Annotated in this window: 16 protein-coding genes; 11 read left to right on the top strand and 5 right to left on the bottom strand. The window is 65.0% G+C overall.

Annotated elements, in window-relative coordinates:
* Positions 1 to 27: 27 nt before the first annotated feature.
* The 9 genes from HV765_RS24380 (at position 28) to HV765_RS24340 (ending at position 8,445) form a co-directional block, all read left to right on the top strand.
* The gene (locus tag HV765_RS24380) at positions 28 to 981 is read left to right on the top strand and encodes an ABC transporter permease (protein WP_054422086.1); all 954 of its coding nucleotides are present in this window, start codon (positions 28 to 30) and stop codon (positions 979 to 981) included.
* A gap of 1 nt (position 982) precedes the next feature.
* Positions 983 to 1,879, top strand: coding sequence for an ABC transporter permease (locus HV765_RS24375; RefSeq protein WP_054422085.1), 897 nt, complete (start codon positions 983 to 985; stop codon positions 1,877 to 1,879).
* Positions 1,876 to 2,931 carry an ABC transporter ATP-binding protein gene (locus tag HV765_RS24370; RefSeq protein WP_175171291.1) on the top strand — a complete coding sequence of 352 codons (1,056 nt, stop codon included), beginning with the start codon at positions 1,876 to 1,878 and terminating at the stop codon, positions 2,929 to 2,931. The genes HV765_RS24375 and HV765_RS24370 overlap by 4 nt, the downstream gene beginning before the upstream one ends.
* On the top strand, positions 2,928 to 3,905 hold the full coding sequence (locus HV765_RS24365) for an ABC transporter ATP-binding protein (RefSeq protein WP_175171290.1): 978 nt from the start codon (positions 2,928 to 2,930) through the stop codon (positions 3,903 to 3,905). The genes HV765_RS24370 and HV765_RS24365 overlap by 4 nt, the downstream gene beginning before the upstream one ends.
* A gap of 331 nt (positions 3,906 to 4,236) precedes the next feature.
* Positions 4,237 to 5,040 (top strand): DUF2242 domain-containing protein, encoded by an 804-nt coding sequence (locus HV765_RS24360; protein ID WP_254600720.1) that lies wholly within the window; start codon positions 4,237 to 4,239, stop codon positions 5,038 to 5,040.
* Positions 5,041 to 5,158: 118 nt separating this feature from the next.
* Positions 5,159 to 5,584 carry a CopD family protein gene (locus HV765_RS24355; RefSeq protein ID WP_254600719.1) on the top strand — a complete coding sequence of 142 codons (426 nt, stop codon included), beginning with the start codon at positions 5,159 to 5,161 and terminating at the stop codon, positions 5,582 to 5,584.
* Positions 5,585 to 5,926: 342 nt separating this feature from the next.
* A complete protein-coding gene (locus HV765_RS24350; protein WP_054422429.1) occupies positions 5,927 to 6,688 on the top strand; it encodes a MetQ/NlpA family ABC transporter substrate-binding protein in 762 nt (253 codons plus the stop codon).
* 13 nt (positions 6,689 to 6,701) lie between these two features.
* Positions 6,702 to 7,808 carry a methionine ABC transporter ATP-binding protein gene (locus tag HV765_RS24345; RefSeq protein ID WP_175171286.1) on the top strand — a complete coding sequence of 369 codons (1,107 nt, stop codon included), beginning with the start codon at positions 6,702 to 6,704 and terminating at the stop codon, positions 7,806 to 7,808.
* On the top strand, positions 7,789 to 8,445 hold the full coding sequence (locus tag HV765_RS24340) for a methionine ABC transporter permease (protein WP_054422080.1): 657 nt from the start codon (positions 7,789 to 7,791) through the stop codon (positions 8,443 to 8,445). The genes HV765_RS24345 and HV765_RS24340 overlap by 20 nt, the downstream gene beginning before the upstream one ends.
* A gap of 58 nt (positions 8,446 to 8,503) precedes the next feature.
* Here the strand turns inward: HV765_RS24340 and HV765_RS24335 are convergent, their stop codons facing one another.
* Complete coding sequence (locus HV765_RS24335) at positions 8,504 to 9,322, bottom strand: hypothetical protein (protein ID WP_175171285.1); 819 nt, start codon at positions 9,320 to 9,322, stop codon at positions 8,504 to 8,506.
* A gap of 139 nt (positions 9,323 to 9,461) precedes the next feature.
* Here HV765_RS24335 and HV765_RS24330 point away from each other — a divergent pair, with 139 nt between their 5' ends.
* Positions 9,462 to 10,652, top strand: a complete 1,191-nt coding sequence (locus HV765_RS24330) for a trans-sulfuration enzyme family protein (RefSeq protein ID WP_175171284.1) — start codon at positions 9,462 to 9,464, stop codon at positions 10,650 to 10,652.
* Here the strand turns inward: HV765_RS24330 and HV765_RS24325 are convergent.
* Positions 10,627 to 11,241: a hypothetical protein gene (locus tag HV765_RS24325; protein ID WP_254600718.1), complete on the bottom strand. Its 615-nt coding sequence runs from the start codon at positions 11,239 to 11,241 to the stop codon at positions 10,627 to 10,629. The genes HV765_RS24330 and HV765_RS24325 overlap by 26 nt on opposite strands.
* Positions 11,242 to 11,450: 209 nt before the next feature.
* On the opposite strand from HV765_RS24325, the gene ppk2 reads away from it, so the two are divergent.
* The gene (gene ppk2, locus HV765_RS24320) at positions 11,451 to 12,686 is read left to right on the top strand and encodes a polyphosphate kinase 2 (RefSeq protein ID WP_175171283.1); all 1,236 of its coding nucleotides are present in this window, start codon (positions 11,451 to 11,453) and stop codon (positions 12,684 to 12,686) included.
* A 155-nt stretch (positions 12,687 to 12,841) separates the two neighbouring features.
* Here the strand turns inward: ppk2 and HV765_RS24315 are convergent, their stop codons facing one another.
* Genes HV765_RS24315 through HV765_RS24305 form a run of 3 tightly spaced genes read right to left on the bottom strand, consistent with a single transcriptional unit; the run spans position 12,842 to position 13,954 of the window.
* Positions 12,842 to 13,195: a DOPA 4,5-dioxygenase family protein gene (locus HV765_RS24315; protein ID WP_175171282.1), complete on the bottom strand. Its 354-nt coding sequence runs from the start codon at positions 13,193 to 13,195 to the stop codon at positions 12,842 to 12,844.
* A 16-nt stretch (positions 13,196 to 13,211) separates the two neighbouring features.
* Positions 13,212 to 13,574: a translation initiation factor Sui1 gene (locus HV765_RS24310; protein ID WP_175171396.1), complete on the bottom strand. Its 363-nt coding sequence runs from the start codon at positions 13,572 to 13,574 to the stop codon at positions 13,212 to 13,214.
* The gene (locus tag HV765_RS24305) at positions 13,574 to 13,954 is read right to left on the bottom strand and encodes an RNA-binding S4 domain-containing protein (protein WP_054422075.1); all 381 of its coding nucleotides are present in this window, start codon (positions 13,952 to 13,954) and stop codon (positions 13,574 to 13,576) included. Before HV765_RS24305 ends, HV765_RS24310 begins: the two co-directional genes overlap by 1 nt.
* Positions 13,955 to 14,095: the final 141 nt, after the last annotated feature.

Genomic DNA, 14,095 nt, shown 5'->3' with positions numbered 1-14,095 from the left:
CGTCCAGCGCCCTAGCCGGTGACGCCTATGCTGTCTTACCTTATCCGGCGTATCGCGTACGCCCTGCCCATCATGGTGGGGGTCGCGCTGCTCTGTTTTCTGCTGATCCATCTGGCGCCCGGCGATCCGCTGGTCTCCATTCTTCCGCCTGACGCGTCCGCCGACCTGCAACGGCAGCTGATGCAGCTCTATGGTTTTGACCGCCCGCTGGTGGAGCAATTTGCCGGCTGGCTGTGGCGCGCGTTGCATGGCGATCTGGGCACGTCGATTGCCACCGGCCGCCCCGTGGCCGCCGAGGTCTTCAAAGCCGTGGGCAACACCTTGCGGCTGGCCTGTCTGGCCACGCTGCTGGGTTTCATCGTGGGCGCATTCCTGGGGTTCGTGGGCGGCTATTACCGCAATTCGGTGATGGACCGCGTGGCGTCCTTCGTGTCGGTCATTGGCGTCAGCGTGCCGCACTACTGGCTGGGCATGGTGCTGGTCATCCTTTTTTCCACGCAGCTGATGTGGCTGCCGCCCACGGGGGCAGGGCCGGGCGGGTCCGGCGAGTGGACGGCGGACTGGGCGCATTTTCGCCACATGATCCTGCCGGCCGTGACGATGTCGGTGATTCCGATGGGCATCATCGCGCGCACCGTGCGCGCGCTGGTGGCCGAGACGCTGTCGCAGGAATTTGTGGTGGGTTTGCGCGCGCGCGGGCTGACCGACCTGGGCGTCTTCCTGCATGTCGTCAAGAATTGCGCGCCCACGGCCCTGGCCGTGATGGGCCTGCAACTGGGCTATCTGCTGGGCGGCTCCATCCTGATCGAAACGGTGTTCTCGTGGCCCGGCACGGGCTTCCTGCTCAACGCCGCCATCTTCCAGCGCGACCTGCCCTTGTTGCAGGGAACGATTCTGGTGCTGGCGTTGTTCTTCGTGATCCTGAACCTGGCGGTCGACATCCTGCAAGGGCTGTTCGACCCTCGTATCGAAAGGAGCTGATATGACGGATTCCGTTGCCAGCCTGACCGCGGCGGCCGTCACGGCCCCCGTGGCGCGGTCGCCGGGCTATTGGTCCAATGTGTTGCGCCGCTTGCGGCGCGACCCGCTGGCGCTGACCGCGGGCGGCGTCATCCTGGCGCTGATCATCATCGCCATCCTGGCGCCGTGGATCACACCGGCCGACCCGTTCCAGGCGTCGATGTTGAAACGCCTGCGGCCCATCGGCACCGAAGGCTACCCGCTGGGCGCCGACGAGCTGGGCCGCGACATGCTGTCCCGCCTGATGCTGGGCGCGCGCCTGTCGCTGTTCATGGGCATCGTGCCGGTGATTGCCGCGTTCGTCGTGGGTAGCGCCATCGGCATCCTGGCGGGCTATGCGGGCGGCTGGACCAGCACGCTGATCATGCGGGTGGTGGACGTGTTCTATGCGTTTCCGTCGGTGCTGCTGGCCATTGCGCTGTCAGGCACGTTGGGCGCGGGCATCTTCAACGCCATCCTGTCGCTCACCATCGTGTTCGTGCCGCAGATTGTGCGCGTGGCCGAAAGCGTCACCACGCAAGTGCGGCGCAGCGACTATGTGGACGCGGCGCGCGCATCCGGCGCGTCGCCGTTCACGATCGTGCGCGCGCATGTGCTGTCCAACGTGCTGGGGCCGATTTTCGTGTATTCCACAAGCCTGATTTCGGTGTCGATGATTCTGGCGTCGGGCCTGTCGTTCCTGGGCTTGGGCGTGCGTCCGCCAGAACCGGAATGGGGCTTGATGCTGAACACCTTGCGCACCGCCATCTACACGCAGCCTTGGGTGGCGGCGTTGCCGGGCGTGATGATCTTCATCACGTCGATGTCCTTCAACCTGCTGTCCGACGGACTGCGCTCGGCCATGGAGGTCAAGGAATGAACGCTGTCATCGACGCCGTGCGTGTCACGCACGAAGACGTAGGCGGCCCCGCACAGCCCTTGCTGAGCGTGCGCGGTTTGATCAAACACTTTCCGTTGAAGCGTGACCCGCTGTCGCGCGGCCGGGGCGGCAACGCCGTGCGCGCGGTGGACGGCGTGGACTTCGATGTGAAGAAAGGCGAAACGCTGGGCGTGGTGGGCGAATCCGGTTGCGGCAAGTCGACCACCGCGCGGCTGGTCATGCAGCTGATCACGCAGGATCATGGCGAGCTGGTGTTTGACGGCATGGCCGTGGGGTCGCGCGTGCTGGCGCTGCGCGAATTCCGGCGGCAGACGCAGATGGTGTTTCAGGATAGTTATTCGTCGCTGAACCCGCGCATGACCATCGAGGACTCGGTGGCGTTCGGCCCGCTGGTGCATGGCAGCGCCAAGCGCGACGCCATTGCGGTGGCGCGCGGGCTGCTGGGCCGCGTGGGGCTGGACGCGCAACGCTTCGCTGGCCGCTATCCGCATGAACTGTCTGGCGGCCAGCGTCAGCGCGTGAACATCGCGCGCGCGCTGGCCCTGCACCCCCGGCTGGTGATTCTGGATGAGGCAGTGTCCGCGCTGGACAAGTCCGTCGAAGCGCAGGTGCTGAACCTGCTGCTGGACCTGAAAGACGATTTCGGGCTGACGTATATGTTCATCAGCCATGATCTGAACGTGGTGCGGTACATCTCTGACCGCGTCATGGTGATGTACCTGGGCGAAGTCGTAGAGCTGGGGCCGGTGGACCAGGTGTTTGATGCGCCCCGTCATCCCTACACGCAGGCGCTGCTGCGTTCGATGCCGTCGATGGAACCCGGGCAGCGCACGGAATCGGCGCCCTTGTCGGGCGACCCGCCCAACCCCATTGATCCGCCCTCGGGTTGCCGTTTCCATACGCGTTGCGCATTGGCGCGCGCGGCCTGTGCGGCAGAGGCGCCCGCCATGACACAGTTAGACGGCCACGCCGTGCGTTGCCTGATTCATCAACCCGATTCCGGCTACGCCGCATCAGGAGCGCTGACATGACCGCGACCACATCCCCCTTGGTCAGCATCCGCAACCTGGAAGTGGCATTTCAGGCGGGCGCCAAGACCGTGCATGCCTTGAACGGCGTGAACCTGGAAGTGGGGCGGGGCGAAGCGGTGGCGCTGATCGGTGAGTCTGGCTCCGGCAAGAGCGTGACCCTGCGCGCGCTGATGCGCCTGCACCCGCCGCGCCGCACGCGCATCAGCGGTGAAATGGTGGTGGACGGCCGCGACGTATTGGCGATGAATGCGCGCGAGCTGGCCGCCATGCGCGGCCCGGTGGTGTCAATGGTGTTCCAGGAGCCGCTGTTGGCGCTGGACCCGGTCTATACCGTGGGCCGCCAGATCGAGGAAATGGTGCGCCGGCATACCGGCAAGAGCGCCGCCGAGGCGCGCGCGCGGGCGCTGTCATTGTTTGAACGCGTGCGCATTCCCAGCCCCGAGCGCCGGCTGCAAGCGTATCCGCATGAGATGTCGGGCGGCATGCGCCAACGCGCCATGATTGCGCTGGCGCTGTCCTGCAATCCGAAGGTGTTGCTGGCCGACGAGCCCACCACCGCGCTGGACGCCACGGTGCAGATTCAGATTCTGCTGTTGCTGCGCGAGCTGCAACGCGAACTGGGGCTGGCCATTGTGTTCGTGACCCATGACATCGGCGCCGCCGCCGAAATTGCGGACCGCGTGGCCGTGATGTATGGCGGGCGCATTGTGGAGCAGGGCAGCATGGCCGACCTGTTGCGCGCACCGCGCCATCCGTACACGCTGGCGCTGTTGAAGGGCCGCGCGCACGGCGCCATGCAAAAAGGGCAACGGCTTGAAACCATTCCAGGTTCCCCGCCCGACCTGGCCGCCTTGCCGCCGGGGTGTTCGTTTGCGCCGCGTTGCAGTCTGGCAGAAGCGCAATGCCTGGCGAAGGTGCCTGACATCGTGCCGGTGGCGGCGGGGCATGAGGTGCGATGCGTAAAGGTGGCGTAGGGAGGAGGCTTAGGATGGCGCGGCCACAGGGGGGCGGTGTTCGACGCCGGTGTCGGGGCCGGCAAAACCGGAGCGAAAAATAGGGGCGGAGCAGTGCGGCGCACCCTGGCCCCGTTAAACCTGTTTCAACCCATCACGGCCGGTAGTGGGCCATTCGCCAGATTCCCCCTTCGTGGCCGATAATGCCCCCTTTACGCCAACAGCTGGACCCCTCATGCCCTGCGTTACCCGTCGTTTGTCTGTTCCCCTGCTCGTCTGCGTTTCGGCAATTTTGGCGGGCTGCGCGTCCCCCAAAGCGGCATACGAAAGAGAAGACTTCGCGCAGAACGACGTGTTTTCCCGCACCTTTCCCACCGCCAGCAACACGGCCTGCGACGCGGGCCGCCGCGCCTTGCTGAGCCAGGGCTACAACATCGACCGCTTCGATCCGGCGCGTGTGTCGGGCCACAAGAACTTCCAGGGCGAAGACGGGCTGCATACGCAGATCAATTTCAATATCGATTGCGCCTCGGACGGCAGCGCCAACCAGCGCGCCACCGTGTTCGCCAATGCCGTGCAGGATCGCTATTCCATCAAGCGCACCACCAGTTCGGCCAGCGTGGGCGTGAGCGTGCTGGGCCAGGTGTCGATGCCGTTCGGCTCCAGCGACGATTCGCTGGTGAAGACGGCCAGCCAGACCGTGTCGCGGCCCAAGTTCTACGAAGGCTTCTTCCAGCTGTTGCAGCGCTTCCTGCCGGATGCCGAAGCCGCCGCCGCGCCGCATGTGCCGACGCCCAGCCGCGCCCGCGCCTCGCAATCCAAACTGCTGGTTCCAGCCGATCCGGTGGTGTCGCCAGATGCGCCGGCCGACACCTTGAACCCGGCTGCGGCGAACGGTCCGTCTCCGGCCCCTGGGGCAGCAAAGGCCACGGAAGCCGCGCCGGACAAGGCCACGCCGGCAGCCGAAGCGCCGCATGCCACGCCGCCGTCCACGGCAGGCAACGCGGAGTCCGGTACGACGGCCACGACCCCTGCGGCGCCGACGGCAGCCCCCTCGCCGACGACCACCACCCCGACGACGACCCCGGCGGCCACGTCCACGACGCCTGCCGTTTCGACGCCGGCAGCGGCGGGTGCCCCTGCCACCGGCAACTGACCGTCACTTCCGATATGCCCGCCACCTGCACCTGATCGCCGCGTCCGGTTTGCGCTGACGCAAACGGGCGTTCAGCGCGCCGCTTGCCGGCTCCGAGCATCCGGCGATAATGCCGGCCATGACTTATCAACTATTGAAAATGGCCCACGTGGCGGCCGTCGTTGCGTGGATCGTCGGCTCGCTGTTCGTCTCGCTGTTCCTCTTGTCGTCGCAACCGCAAGACGGTGACGAGGCGCCCAAAGAACGCAAGATGCTTGGCGCGCTGCGGCGCTGGACGCTGTGGGTCACGACCCCGGCCATGGTCATCACGTGGTTGATCGGCCTGCACCTGGCCATGACTTTCGGCTGGTTCGCCATGAACTGGATCTGGGTCAAGCTGGGTTTCGCGCTGGCGTTGTCGGCGTTGCTGGGCATCCAGAGCGCGGCCTTGCGCCGCATGGTGAAGGGCAATCTGAAGCGCCCGCCGATGATCGACCTGTATGCGCCGTTCACCGTCATCGCATGCGCAGTCATCGTGACGCTGGTGGTGGTCAAGCCGTTCTAGGCTTCGACCAGACCAGACCTGACCTGACCAGACCAGACCAGACCAGACCAGACCTGACCTGACCTACGCGCCAACCTTCCGCGCGCCATGGCCGGGTGCATCGCTTATGCCGCCCGGCCATATCCAAAGATCCCTGTAATAAGGACTCAACGAAGTATTCGTTCGTGGCCGCCAGGGCCCTCCCTAGAATCGTCTCTCTCATAACTGCATTGACTTAGAGGCGATTCCATCATGACTACCCGTTTTCTAGCTGCGGCGTCCGAACAAGGCGCATCGCCAACCGTCAATCGCACGCGCGTCTTTCTGAAAGCGCTGGTGGGCGCGGTGCTGGCGTCGGCGGCCATGTTCCATGGCCCCGCCTTCTCGGCGGACCCCAAGCCGCTGAAAGTGGGCGTGCGTGGCGGCGTGGACGAGCAAATCTGGGAAGTGGTGACGCAAGTCGCCAAGAAGAACGGCCTGGCTGTGGAACCCGTGATCATTACCGGCACCGCCAGCCCCAACGAGGCGCTGAACAACGGTGACCTGGAGGCCAACGCCTTCCAGCACATTCCCTTTTTGAACGACCAGATCAAGCAGCGCGGCTACAAGATCGTGCCGGTGGCGAACACGCTGATCTCGCCCATCGCCTTCTACTCCAAGAAATACAAGTCGCTGAAAGCGCTGCCGGACGGCGCCAAGGTGGGCATTCCGAACGACCCCAGCAACCAGACCCGCGCGCTGGTCATCTTGCGCGATCAGGGTTTGATTACCTTGAAAGACGGCTTTGACCCGGCAACAGGCACGGCGACGCTGGCGGACGTCACGTCCAACCCCAAGAAGCTGAACTTCGTGGAAAGTGCATCGGTCGTGCTGGCGCGTTCGTTGCCGGATGTGGATACCGCCGCCATCGTGAACAGCTTTGCGTACCAGGCCGGCCTGATCGCCACGCGTGACGGCATTGCCGTGGAGAAGAAAGAAAACAATCCCTACGTGAACATCATTGCCGTGCGCGAAAAAGACAAGAACGCGCCGTGGGTGCCCGAGCTGGTGAAGGCGTACCACTCCGAGGAAGTTCGCCAGTTCATTCTGAGCAAGTACGAAGGCTCGGTGATCCCGGTTTTCTAAGCCGGGCAAGGCCATGATGCAACACGAATTTTCCCAACCCGCGCCGTCGCGGGCGCCCGGGGACCCTGCTGCGTATGACGCGCACATCGTCTTTGACGGATTGCAGAAGCGCTATCCCAGCGCGCAAGGCGTGGTGACGGCGTTGGCCGACGTGTCGTTCTCGGTGGCGCGCGGCGAGGTGTTTGGCATTATCGGGCGCAGCGGCGCGGGCAAGTCCACGCTGCTGCGTTCCATCAACATGCTTGAACGCCCATCCGCGGGCCGCGTGCAGGTGGATGGCGTGGACGTGGGCCAGCTGGATGAAGATGCGCTGGTGGGCCTGCGCCGCCGCATCGGCATGATCTTCCAGCATTTCAATCTGCTGTCCGCCAAGACCGTGGCTGAAAACGTTGCGCTGCCCTTGCGTGTGGCCGGCGTGAAGCCCGCCGCCGCGCGGGCGCGCGTTGAGGCCTTGCTGGACATGGTGGGCCTGCGCGACAAGGCCGACGTGTATCCGTCCAAGCTGTCGGGCGGGCAGAAGCAGCGCGTGGGGATTGCGCGTGCGCTGGTGCATGAACCCGAAATCCTGCTGTGCGATGAAGCCACGTCGGCGCTCGACCCCGAGACCACGCAATCGATTCTGGCGCTATTGCAGGACATCAACCGCAAGCTGGGGCTGACGGTGGTGCTGATCACGCACGACATGGCGGTGATCCGCGAGGTCTGCCATCGGGTGCTGGTGCTGGACGGCGGCCGCAAGGTTGAGCTGGGCGACGTCTGGCGCGTGTTCGGCAACCCGCAAGCGGATGCCACGCGCGCCTTGCTGCGCCCCTTGCAGCATGAACTGCCGGCGGACCTGGCGGCGCGCTTGGTGCCCGATCTGCAAGGCCGCGATGGCGTCGCCATCTTGCGGCTGCGCTTCACGGGGCAGGGCAGGCCGGAGGGCGTGTCATTGCAAGCCTTGGCCGCGATGGGGCCGGGCGCCACGCTGTTGCATGGCGGCTTGGACCGCTTGAGCGGCCACGCACAGGGCAGCCTGCTGGTTTCCGTGCCAGCGGGCGCATTACAGGAAGAGGCCGCGCGCGCCGCGCTAGTGGCCGATCAGATCAAGGTGCTGGGTTATGTCGCTGCCGATGCTTGATAAATACCTGCAAGCGTTCTTGCAGACTCTGGCGATGGTGAGCGTGTCCGCCGTCATCGCAATCGTGTCCGGCCTGGCGCTGGCGGTGGTGCTGACGGTGACCGCGCCCGGCAACCTGTATCCCAAGCCGCGCTTCAACAAGGCGCTGTCCATCACGGTGAACACGTTCCGCGCCATCCCGTTCATCATTTTGCTGGTGGCCATGCTGCCATTCACCCGCTTTCTGGTGGGCACCACGTTGGGCACGTGGGCGGCCATTGTGCCGCTGTCGGCCAACCTGGTGCCGTTCTTTGCCCGCATTGCGCAGGTCAGCCTGAATGATGTGGACCATGGGCTGGTGGAAGCGGCGCGCGCCATGGGGTGCCGGCGCTGGCACATCGTGCGCCATGTGCTGCTGCCCGAGGCCTTGCCCGGCATCATCGGCGGCATGACGGTCAGCGTCATCGCCATGATCAACGCGTCGGCGATGGCGGGCGCGGTGGGGGCGGGCGGCCTGGGCGATCTGGCCATCCGCTACGGTTACGAACGCTATGAAACGCGCGTGATGTTTGAAGTGATCGTGATTCTGATCGCGCTGGTGTCGATCGTGCAGTTCACCGGCGAATGGTTGTCACGCCGGGCGGACCACAAGCGGTAGGGCGGGGCTGATGAGCCCCAAGCGCGCGCGGCAGCAGGCAGGGCGATGGCGGCCGCGCCTAGCGCAACGCCGAAAACACGTTTGCCAACTGCCGCTTGCCCAGCTGTTCCTGTTCCGTCGCCATCTTGCCAATCGCGGCTTGATGCTGATGGAACCGCGTCAGATCGGCATCGCGCACAAACATCAGTTCATCGTGGTCGGCATACCAGTATTGGCGGTTGTCATCCAGCAGCGTGATCATCTTGCCGAACTCTTGCAGGATGCGCGTTTCAAGGCGCCAGACTTGCTCCAGGCTTTCGTTGCGTTGCGCCAGCGACGTATCGAGCGTGTGCAGCATCTTCTGCTTTTCCGGTTCGCGGATGGCCAGCGAACGGATCAGCGTGGGCATGTTGTTCAACACTTGCAGGCTTTGCTGCCGGTACTTCGGCACCAGCCGTTCGGCCTGTTCCAGAATCATGCGGCTTTCGATCAGGCCGGCGTCCTGCGCCAAACGATGCGCATCCAGCAGGCGGGGCATGCCGATGGTTTTGAGCTCTTGCACATAGGCTTTGTGCTGCGCAAGGCGTTCGCTGGCAATGGTCTTGAAGGCGCGCTCCATTTCGCCGTAGAAGCCGGTGGCCTTGGGCGTAGGGTCAATGGACGGCAGTTCGCCGGATTCGCTTTCGGCGCCGCTGACCATCAGGTTGAGCGTGTCGGCCACCTTGCGGATTTCGCCGGTCGCCACGCGTTCCTGTTCGCGGTCGCGCATTTGGCTCAGCCCGGTCACCGCGGCGCATATCAGCACCACCAGGCCCACCGCGACGGCGATGCGCAGGCGGCGTGGCCGGCCCTTCGGCGGCCGCGGGGAGCACTCCGGGGACGATTCCTGCGACGTCATGGCGCACCAAAAATTGGGGACATTGCTTTGCAATGTAACGAGTGGATCTGCACCCGTCAACGCCTGCGGGCCGCGTCGGGACCGTGCAATTTCTTGCAAGGGCGGGATGCCTTTGCGCCATCTGATGACAGGAGTTCATATGTCTGACACCTTGAAGCAAGGCTTCGCCACGCGCGCCATACACCTGGGTTACGACCCGCTGGATGAGCAAGGCGCTTTGTCGCCGCCTTTGTACCTGACGTCGACCTACACGCAGGACAGCATCGAAGCCTTCGACCAGATTCGCCTGGGCGAGAAGCAGGGCTATGTGTATGGCCGCACGCGCAACCCCACGCAGGCGTTGCTGGAAGAGCGGCTGGCATCGCTGGAAGGCGCCGAGGCGGGCGTGGTCACGGCTTCAGGCATGGCGGCGATTTCCGCCACGCTGTTTTCGCTGCTGCAAAGCGGTGACGAAATCGTGGTGGACCAGATTGTCTACGGCACGGCGTTCACGCTGTTCACACAGGGGCTGACGCGCTTTGGCGTGCGCGCCGTGTTTGCGGACTTCACGCGGCCCGAGACGGTGGCCGCCGCCATCGGCCCCAAGACGCGCGCCGTGTATTTCGAGACGCCGGCCAATCCGAACTTGCGCCTGGTCGACATCGCCGCCGTGTCCGCCATTGCGCGCGGCAAGGGCCTGCTGACCATCGTGGACAACACCTTCGCCACGCCCGTGCTGCAACGGCCGCTGGAACATGGTGCGGACATCGTGCTGCATTCGGCCACCAAATACCTGGGCGGCCACGGCGACTTGCTGGCGGGGGCGGTGGTGGGGCGCAAGGAGCACATTGACGCCATCCGTCTGCAAGGCCTGCGCTACTTCACGGGGGCCACGTTGTCGCCGTTCACCGCGTTCCTGGTGCTGCGCGGCATCAAGACGCTGGAACTGCGCGTGCAACGCCATAGCGAATCTGCCTTGAAGGTGGCCAAGCTGTTGCGCGAGCATCGGGCGGTGGCGGATATGTTCTATCCGGGTCTTGCCGGCACGGCGGGCGCGGACATCGCGCTGCGCCAACAGGCGGCGGGCGGCGGTTTGGTGGCGTTTGAGCTGAAGGGCGGACTGGCGGCGGGGCGCAATCTGCTGAACAGCCTGAAGCTTGCGCGTATCGCCGTCAGCCTGGGTGACCCGGAAACGCTGATCCAGCATCCGGCGTCGATGACGCATGCCAGCTATTCCGCGGAAGACCGCGAGAAGTATGGCTTGTCAGAAGGGTTGTTGCGCTTGTCCGTGGGCCTGGAGACGCCGGAAGATATTCTGGCGGATCTCAAGCAGGGTCTGGATCGCGTGTAGGGTCTGGCTGGGGGGCGGTGCCGTAACCGCGAGTCGGCGGATTCGGCGAGTCGACCGAGTCGGGCGGCTGAGGCGAGTCGGGCGACTGAGGCGAGTGGGGCGGCTGGGGCGGCTGAGGCGGCTGAGGCGGCTGAGGCGACTGAGGCGGTTGGGCCGACGTGCGCCGCCATGCCACCCATATGCCTTCGCCGTCGAAGTGGCGCGGGCCGCGGCCGGCCACGGCCAGGCCTTCGCGCAGCACGTCCACATCCAGCCCCGGCAGATGGCGCAGCAGTGCGGGCGGCAGCTGGCTGATGGCGAGCTGGTCTTCTTCCAGATCGACGCGCATCAGATCGCCGTCTTCGCAGCGCAAGCGCAGGAACCACAGGCTTTCCATGTAGTCGCCATACCAGGGGTCGGGGAACATCGCCTTGCTGAAGGCGAACCCGAATTCTTCGACATCGCTCCACGGCCAGAACTCCTGCAAGCCCATCGCGCGCGCCAATTCGCACTGGCGCGTGAAACCGGTGTCGTCGAACCGCACGGTTTTGCGGAAAGGGTCTTCGGGCGGAGGCGGGCCGATCAAGAACCGCTTGATGCGTGACCACATGGCAAGGATGAAGGATGAAGGCTGAAGGCGGATCGGGCAGTGTATCGGACGGCGCGGCTGCAATGAAATCGCAATAGATGTTACAACGTTTGATTCTCGTCAAATCCACGCCTGAAGGCGCGCGTTAGGGTGTTGCCTTTGCCTCGCAGGTCGCCGGCGACTGGCCGGCCGGTGTGGGCAAGACGACAAGCGCAGCAAGGACTGGACACATGACAGACAAGACACCGCAAGCCGCCGAATCAGACACCGCCATCAGCGCGAAGCCGCGCGCAAGCGGCACGCAGGGCGCCGCCAAACGCTCGGTGCGCGCAGGCAGCGGCACGACTTCGCGCCGCACGCCGGCCAAGGCGGCGGCTGTCGTCAAGGCGAATGCGCGGGGTGCGGGTCCGGCCATTGATGCCGCCATTGAACCGGGCGACAAGCCTGCCATCGAGCCGGCATTGCAGGCGCGCAAGAAAGTCGCAGCGCGCGAAGATGCGGCGCGTCAGGAAGCGGTGTCGGTGCTGTCGGACATTGCGCGCCGCTACACCGTCGGCGCGGATACGCAGGCGCACGACGCGCTGCGTTCGGTCATCGAAGAACTGTCGGCGGACGATGCGCGCGCCGTGCATCGCGCGCTGCTGGACGCCAATGCGCAAGTGCCGGGCAGCCGCCGCAATCCTGATGAAGAGTTGGCCGCCGATTGGCGCGAAGGCATCTATCCGTATCGCCATCGCATGCTGCGCCGCAATTATGAAAAGCAGAAGTACCAGCTGCAGGTGGAATTGTTGAAGCTGCAAGCCTGGGTCAAAGCGACCGGGCAGCGCGTGGTGATCCTGTTCGAAGGCCGCGACGCGGCCGGCAAGGGCGGCACCATCAAGCGCATGATGGAACACCTGAACCCGCGGGGCGCACGCGTGGTCGCGTTGGAAAAGCCGTCTGATACCGAAAAGGGCCAGTGGTACTTCCAGCGCTATGTGCAGCACCTGCCCACGGCGGGCGAGATCGTGATGTTCGACCGGTCCTGGTACAACCGCGCTGGCGTGGAACGCGTCATGGGCTTTTGCTCGCAGCAGGAGTATCTGGATTTTCTGCGTCAGGTGCCTGACTTCGAACGCCATCTGGTGTCCAGCGGCATCCACCTGATCAAGTTCTGGTTCTCGGTCAGCCAGGAAGAGCAGCGCCGCCGCTTCCTGCAACGCAAAGTGCACCCGCTCAAGCAATGGAAGCTGAGCCCGGTGGACTTGGCGTCGCTGGATAAATGGGATGACTACACGCGCGCCAAGGAAGCGATGTTTGCGCATACGGACACCGCGGACGCGCCGTGGATCGTGGTGAAGTCGAACTGCAAGAAGCGCGCGCGCCTTAACGCCATGCGCTACGTGCTGAGCCGGCTGCCGTATGAAGGCAAAAGCAGCGAACCCGATATGGCATTGGATTCGCTGATCGTGGGGCGTGCGCTGTAAAGCAAATTGGGCAGCCTGTGATCAGGCTGCCCAAGTTCAAGCGAGCCACGTTCAAGCGAGCCACGTTCAAGCGGGCCAAGTTCAAGCGAGCCACGTTCAAGCGGCCTAGGTTCAAGCGGCCTAGGTTCAAGCGGCTGTATTCAGTCCGCCTTCGTTCAAGCCCCCAGCACCTGAAGATTCAGCGTGTAGCTGCGGCCGATCCACACGGCGCAGTCGCGGTGGTCGCGCAGTGAATCGCCGGTGTTGGGGTGCATGAAGACATCCAGCTCGCCATGGTTCAGCGTCAACCAGGTTGCGATCTCGGCGAAGTGCGCCGGGGTGAACGCAATCTGGTAGCTCCATTGGGGATGCGGGCCGACGGGGCGCTCATGAAAGCGCCCTATGTCCATCTTGCCGTCGAACTGCGCAATCACCCGTTCGCGCAACGCATACGCGGTATCGCGGCTGGCCGCGTCGAAGTACACATGCGCGTGCCAACTGGCCACGCCGTTTACCGCCAGATCATTCATGGTCGTCTCGTCAGGTTCAGCCGCCAGCGCGCTTGGCGCGGTGGCCGCGGGTGGTTAGTGCGTCGATGATGCGGTCGCAGTGGTCTCCCTGCACTTCGATCACCCCGTCTTTCACGGTGCCGCCCGACCCGCAGGCCGTGCGCAATTCCTTACCCAGCACCGCAAGCGCCATCGGTTCCAGCGCCAGCCCCCGCACCAGCGTGACGCTCTTGCCGCCCCGGCCCTTGGTCTCGCGCGAGACCCGCGCCACGCCATCACCCGCAGGCACGGCGCGCGCGGCTGGCTTGCATTGGCATTGCGTCAGGGCTTGGCGGCATTCGGGACACATGCGGCCGCTTTCGGTGGAATAGACCAGCCCGCCGCTTGAACTGCGCTTCATCATTTGCCTCGCATCTGATCGATCAGGCGGCGGTCGCGCTTGGTCGGGCGGCCCGTTTCGATGCCTAGCGCCGGTTCGGGCGCCAGGCGGCGCATTTCGGCGGCACGTTCGCGGGCGGCGATGCTGTCGGGGGTTTCCTCATAGAGCAGGCGCGCGACGGGGGCGGGGCCACGCACGCCGCTGACGGCCACCACCTGCACCTGTAGCGCCGGGTCTTCCTTGCGGATCGTAATGCGGTCGCCGGGTGCGACTTCGCGCGCGGGCTTCGCCGCTTGGTCGTTCACCAGGACCCGGCCCTTGCCGATCTCTTGCACGGCCAGGCTGCGCGTCTTGTAAAAGCGCGCGGCCCATAGCCATTTGTCGAGTCGAATCTTGTCCATCTTGCTGCTCTCTGCGATGTGCGGTCTGCAATGCGTTTGCCCAAGGCGCAATGATAGCCCCGTGCGTCGCCCGGCGAAAAAATGGCGCCCCGCAGGGCGCCATTGCAAACTCCGTTCATCGGGCGTGAACGCCCCGCGCGG

This window comes from Achromobacter kerstersii, assembly GCF_902859595.1.
Lineage (GTDB): Bacteria > Pseudomonadota > Gammaproteobacteria > Burkholderiales > Burkholderiaceae_B > Achromobacter > Achromobacter kerstersii.
This window is presented reverse-complemented; position numbering and strand designations above follow the sequence as displayed.

What these genes read in the sequence shown, in the direction of transcription:
- HV765_RS24380 (WP_054422086.1), top strand. Translation starts at nt 28, where the DNA reads ATGCTGTCTTACCTTATCCGGCGTATCGCGTACGCCCTGCCCATCATG.
- HV765_RS24375 (WP_054422085.1), top strand. Translation starts at nt 983, where the DNA reads ATGACGGATTCCGTTGCCAGCCTGACCGCGGCGGCCGTCACGGCCCCC.
- HV765_RS24370 (WP_175171291.1), top strand. Translation starts at nt 1,876, where the DNA reads ATGAACGCTGTCATCGACGCCGTGCGTGTCACGCACGAAGACGTAGGC.
- HV765_RS24365 (WP_175171290.1), top strand. Translation starts at nt 2,928, where the DNA reads ATGACCGCGACCACATCCCCCTTGGTCAGCATCCGCAACCTGGAAGTG.
- HV765_RS24355 (WP_254600719.1), top strand. Translation starts at nt 5,159, where the DNA reads ATGACTTATCAACTATTGAAAATGGCCCACGTGGCGGCCGTCGTTGCG.
- HV765_RS24350 (WP_054422429.1), top strand. Translation starts at nt 5,927, where the DNA reads ATGTTCCATGGCCCCGCCTTCTCGGCGGACCCCAAGCCGCTGAAAGTG.
- HV765_RS24345 (WP_175171286.1), top strand. Translation starts at nt 6,702, where the DNA reads ATGATGCAACACGAATTTTCCCAACCCGCGCCGTCGCGGGCGCCCGGG.
- HV765_RS24340 (WP_054422080.1), top strand. Translation starts at nt 7,789, where the DNA reads ATGTCGCTGCCGATGCTTGATAAATACCTGCAAGCGTTCTTGCAGACT.
- HV765_RS24335 (WP_175171285.1), bottom strand. Translation starts at nt 9,322, where the DNA reads ATGACGTCGCAGGAATCGTCCCCGGAGTGCTCCCCGCGGCCGCCGAAG.
- HV765_RS24330 (WP_175171284.1), top strand. Translation starts at nt 9,462, where the DNA reads ATGTCTGACACCTTGAAGCAAGGCTTCGCCACGCGCGCCATACACCTG.
- HV765_RS24325 (WP_254600718.1), bottom strand. Translation starts at nt 11,241, where the DNA reads ATGTGGTCACGCATCAAGCGGTTCTTGATCGGCCCGCCTCCGCCCGAA.
- ppk2 (WP_175171283.1), top strand. Translation starts at nt 11,451, where the DNA reads ATGACAGACAAGACACCGCAAGCCGCCGAATCAGACACCGCCATCAGC.
- HV765_RS24315 (WP_175171282.1), bottom strand. Translation starts at nt 13,195, where the DNA reads ATGAATGATCTGGCGGTAAACGGCGTGGCCAGTTGGCACGCGCATGTG.
- HV765_RS24310 (WP_175171396.1), bottom strand. Translation starts at nt 13,574, where the DNA reads ATGAAGCGCAGTTCAAGCGGCGGGCTGGTCTATTCCACCGAAAGCGGC.
- HV765_RS24305 (WP_054422075.1), bottom strand. Translation starts at nt 13,954, where the DNA reads ATGGACAAGATTCGACTCGACAAATGGCTATGGGCCGCGCGCTTTTAC.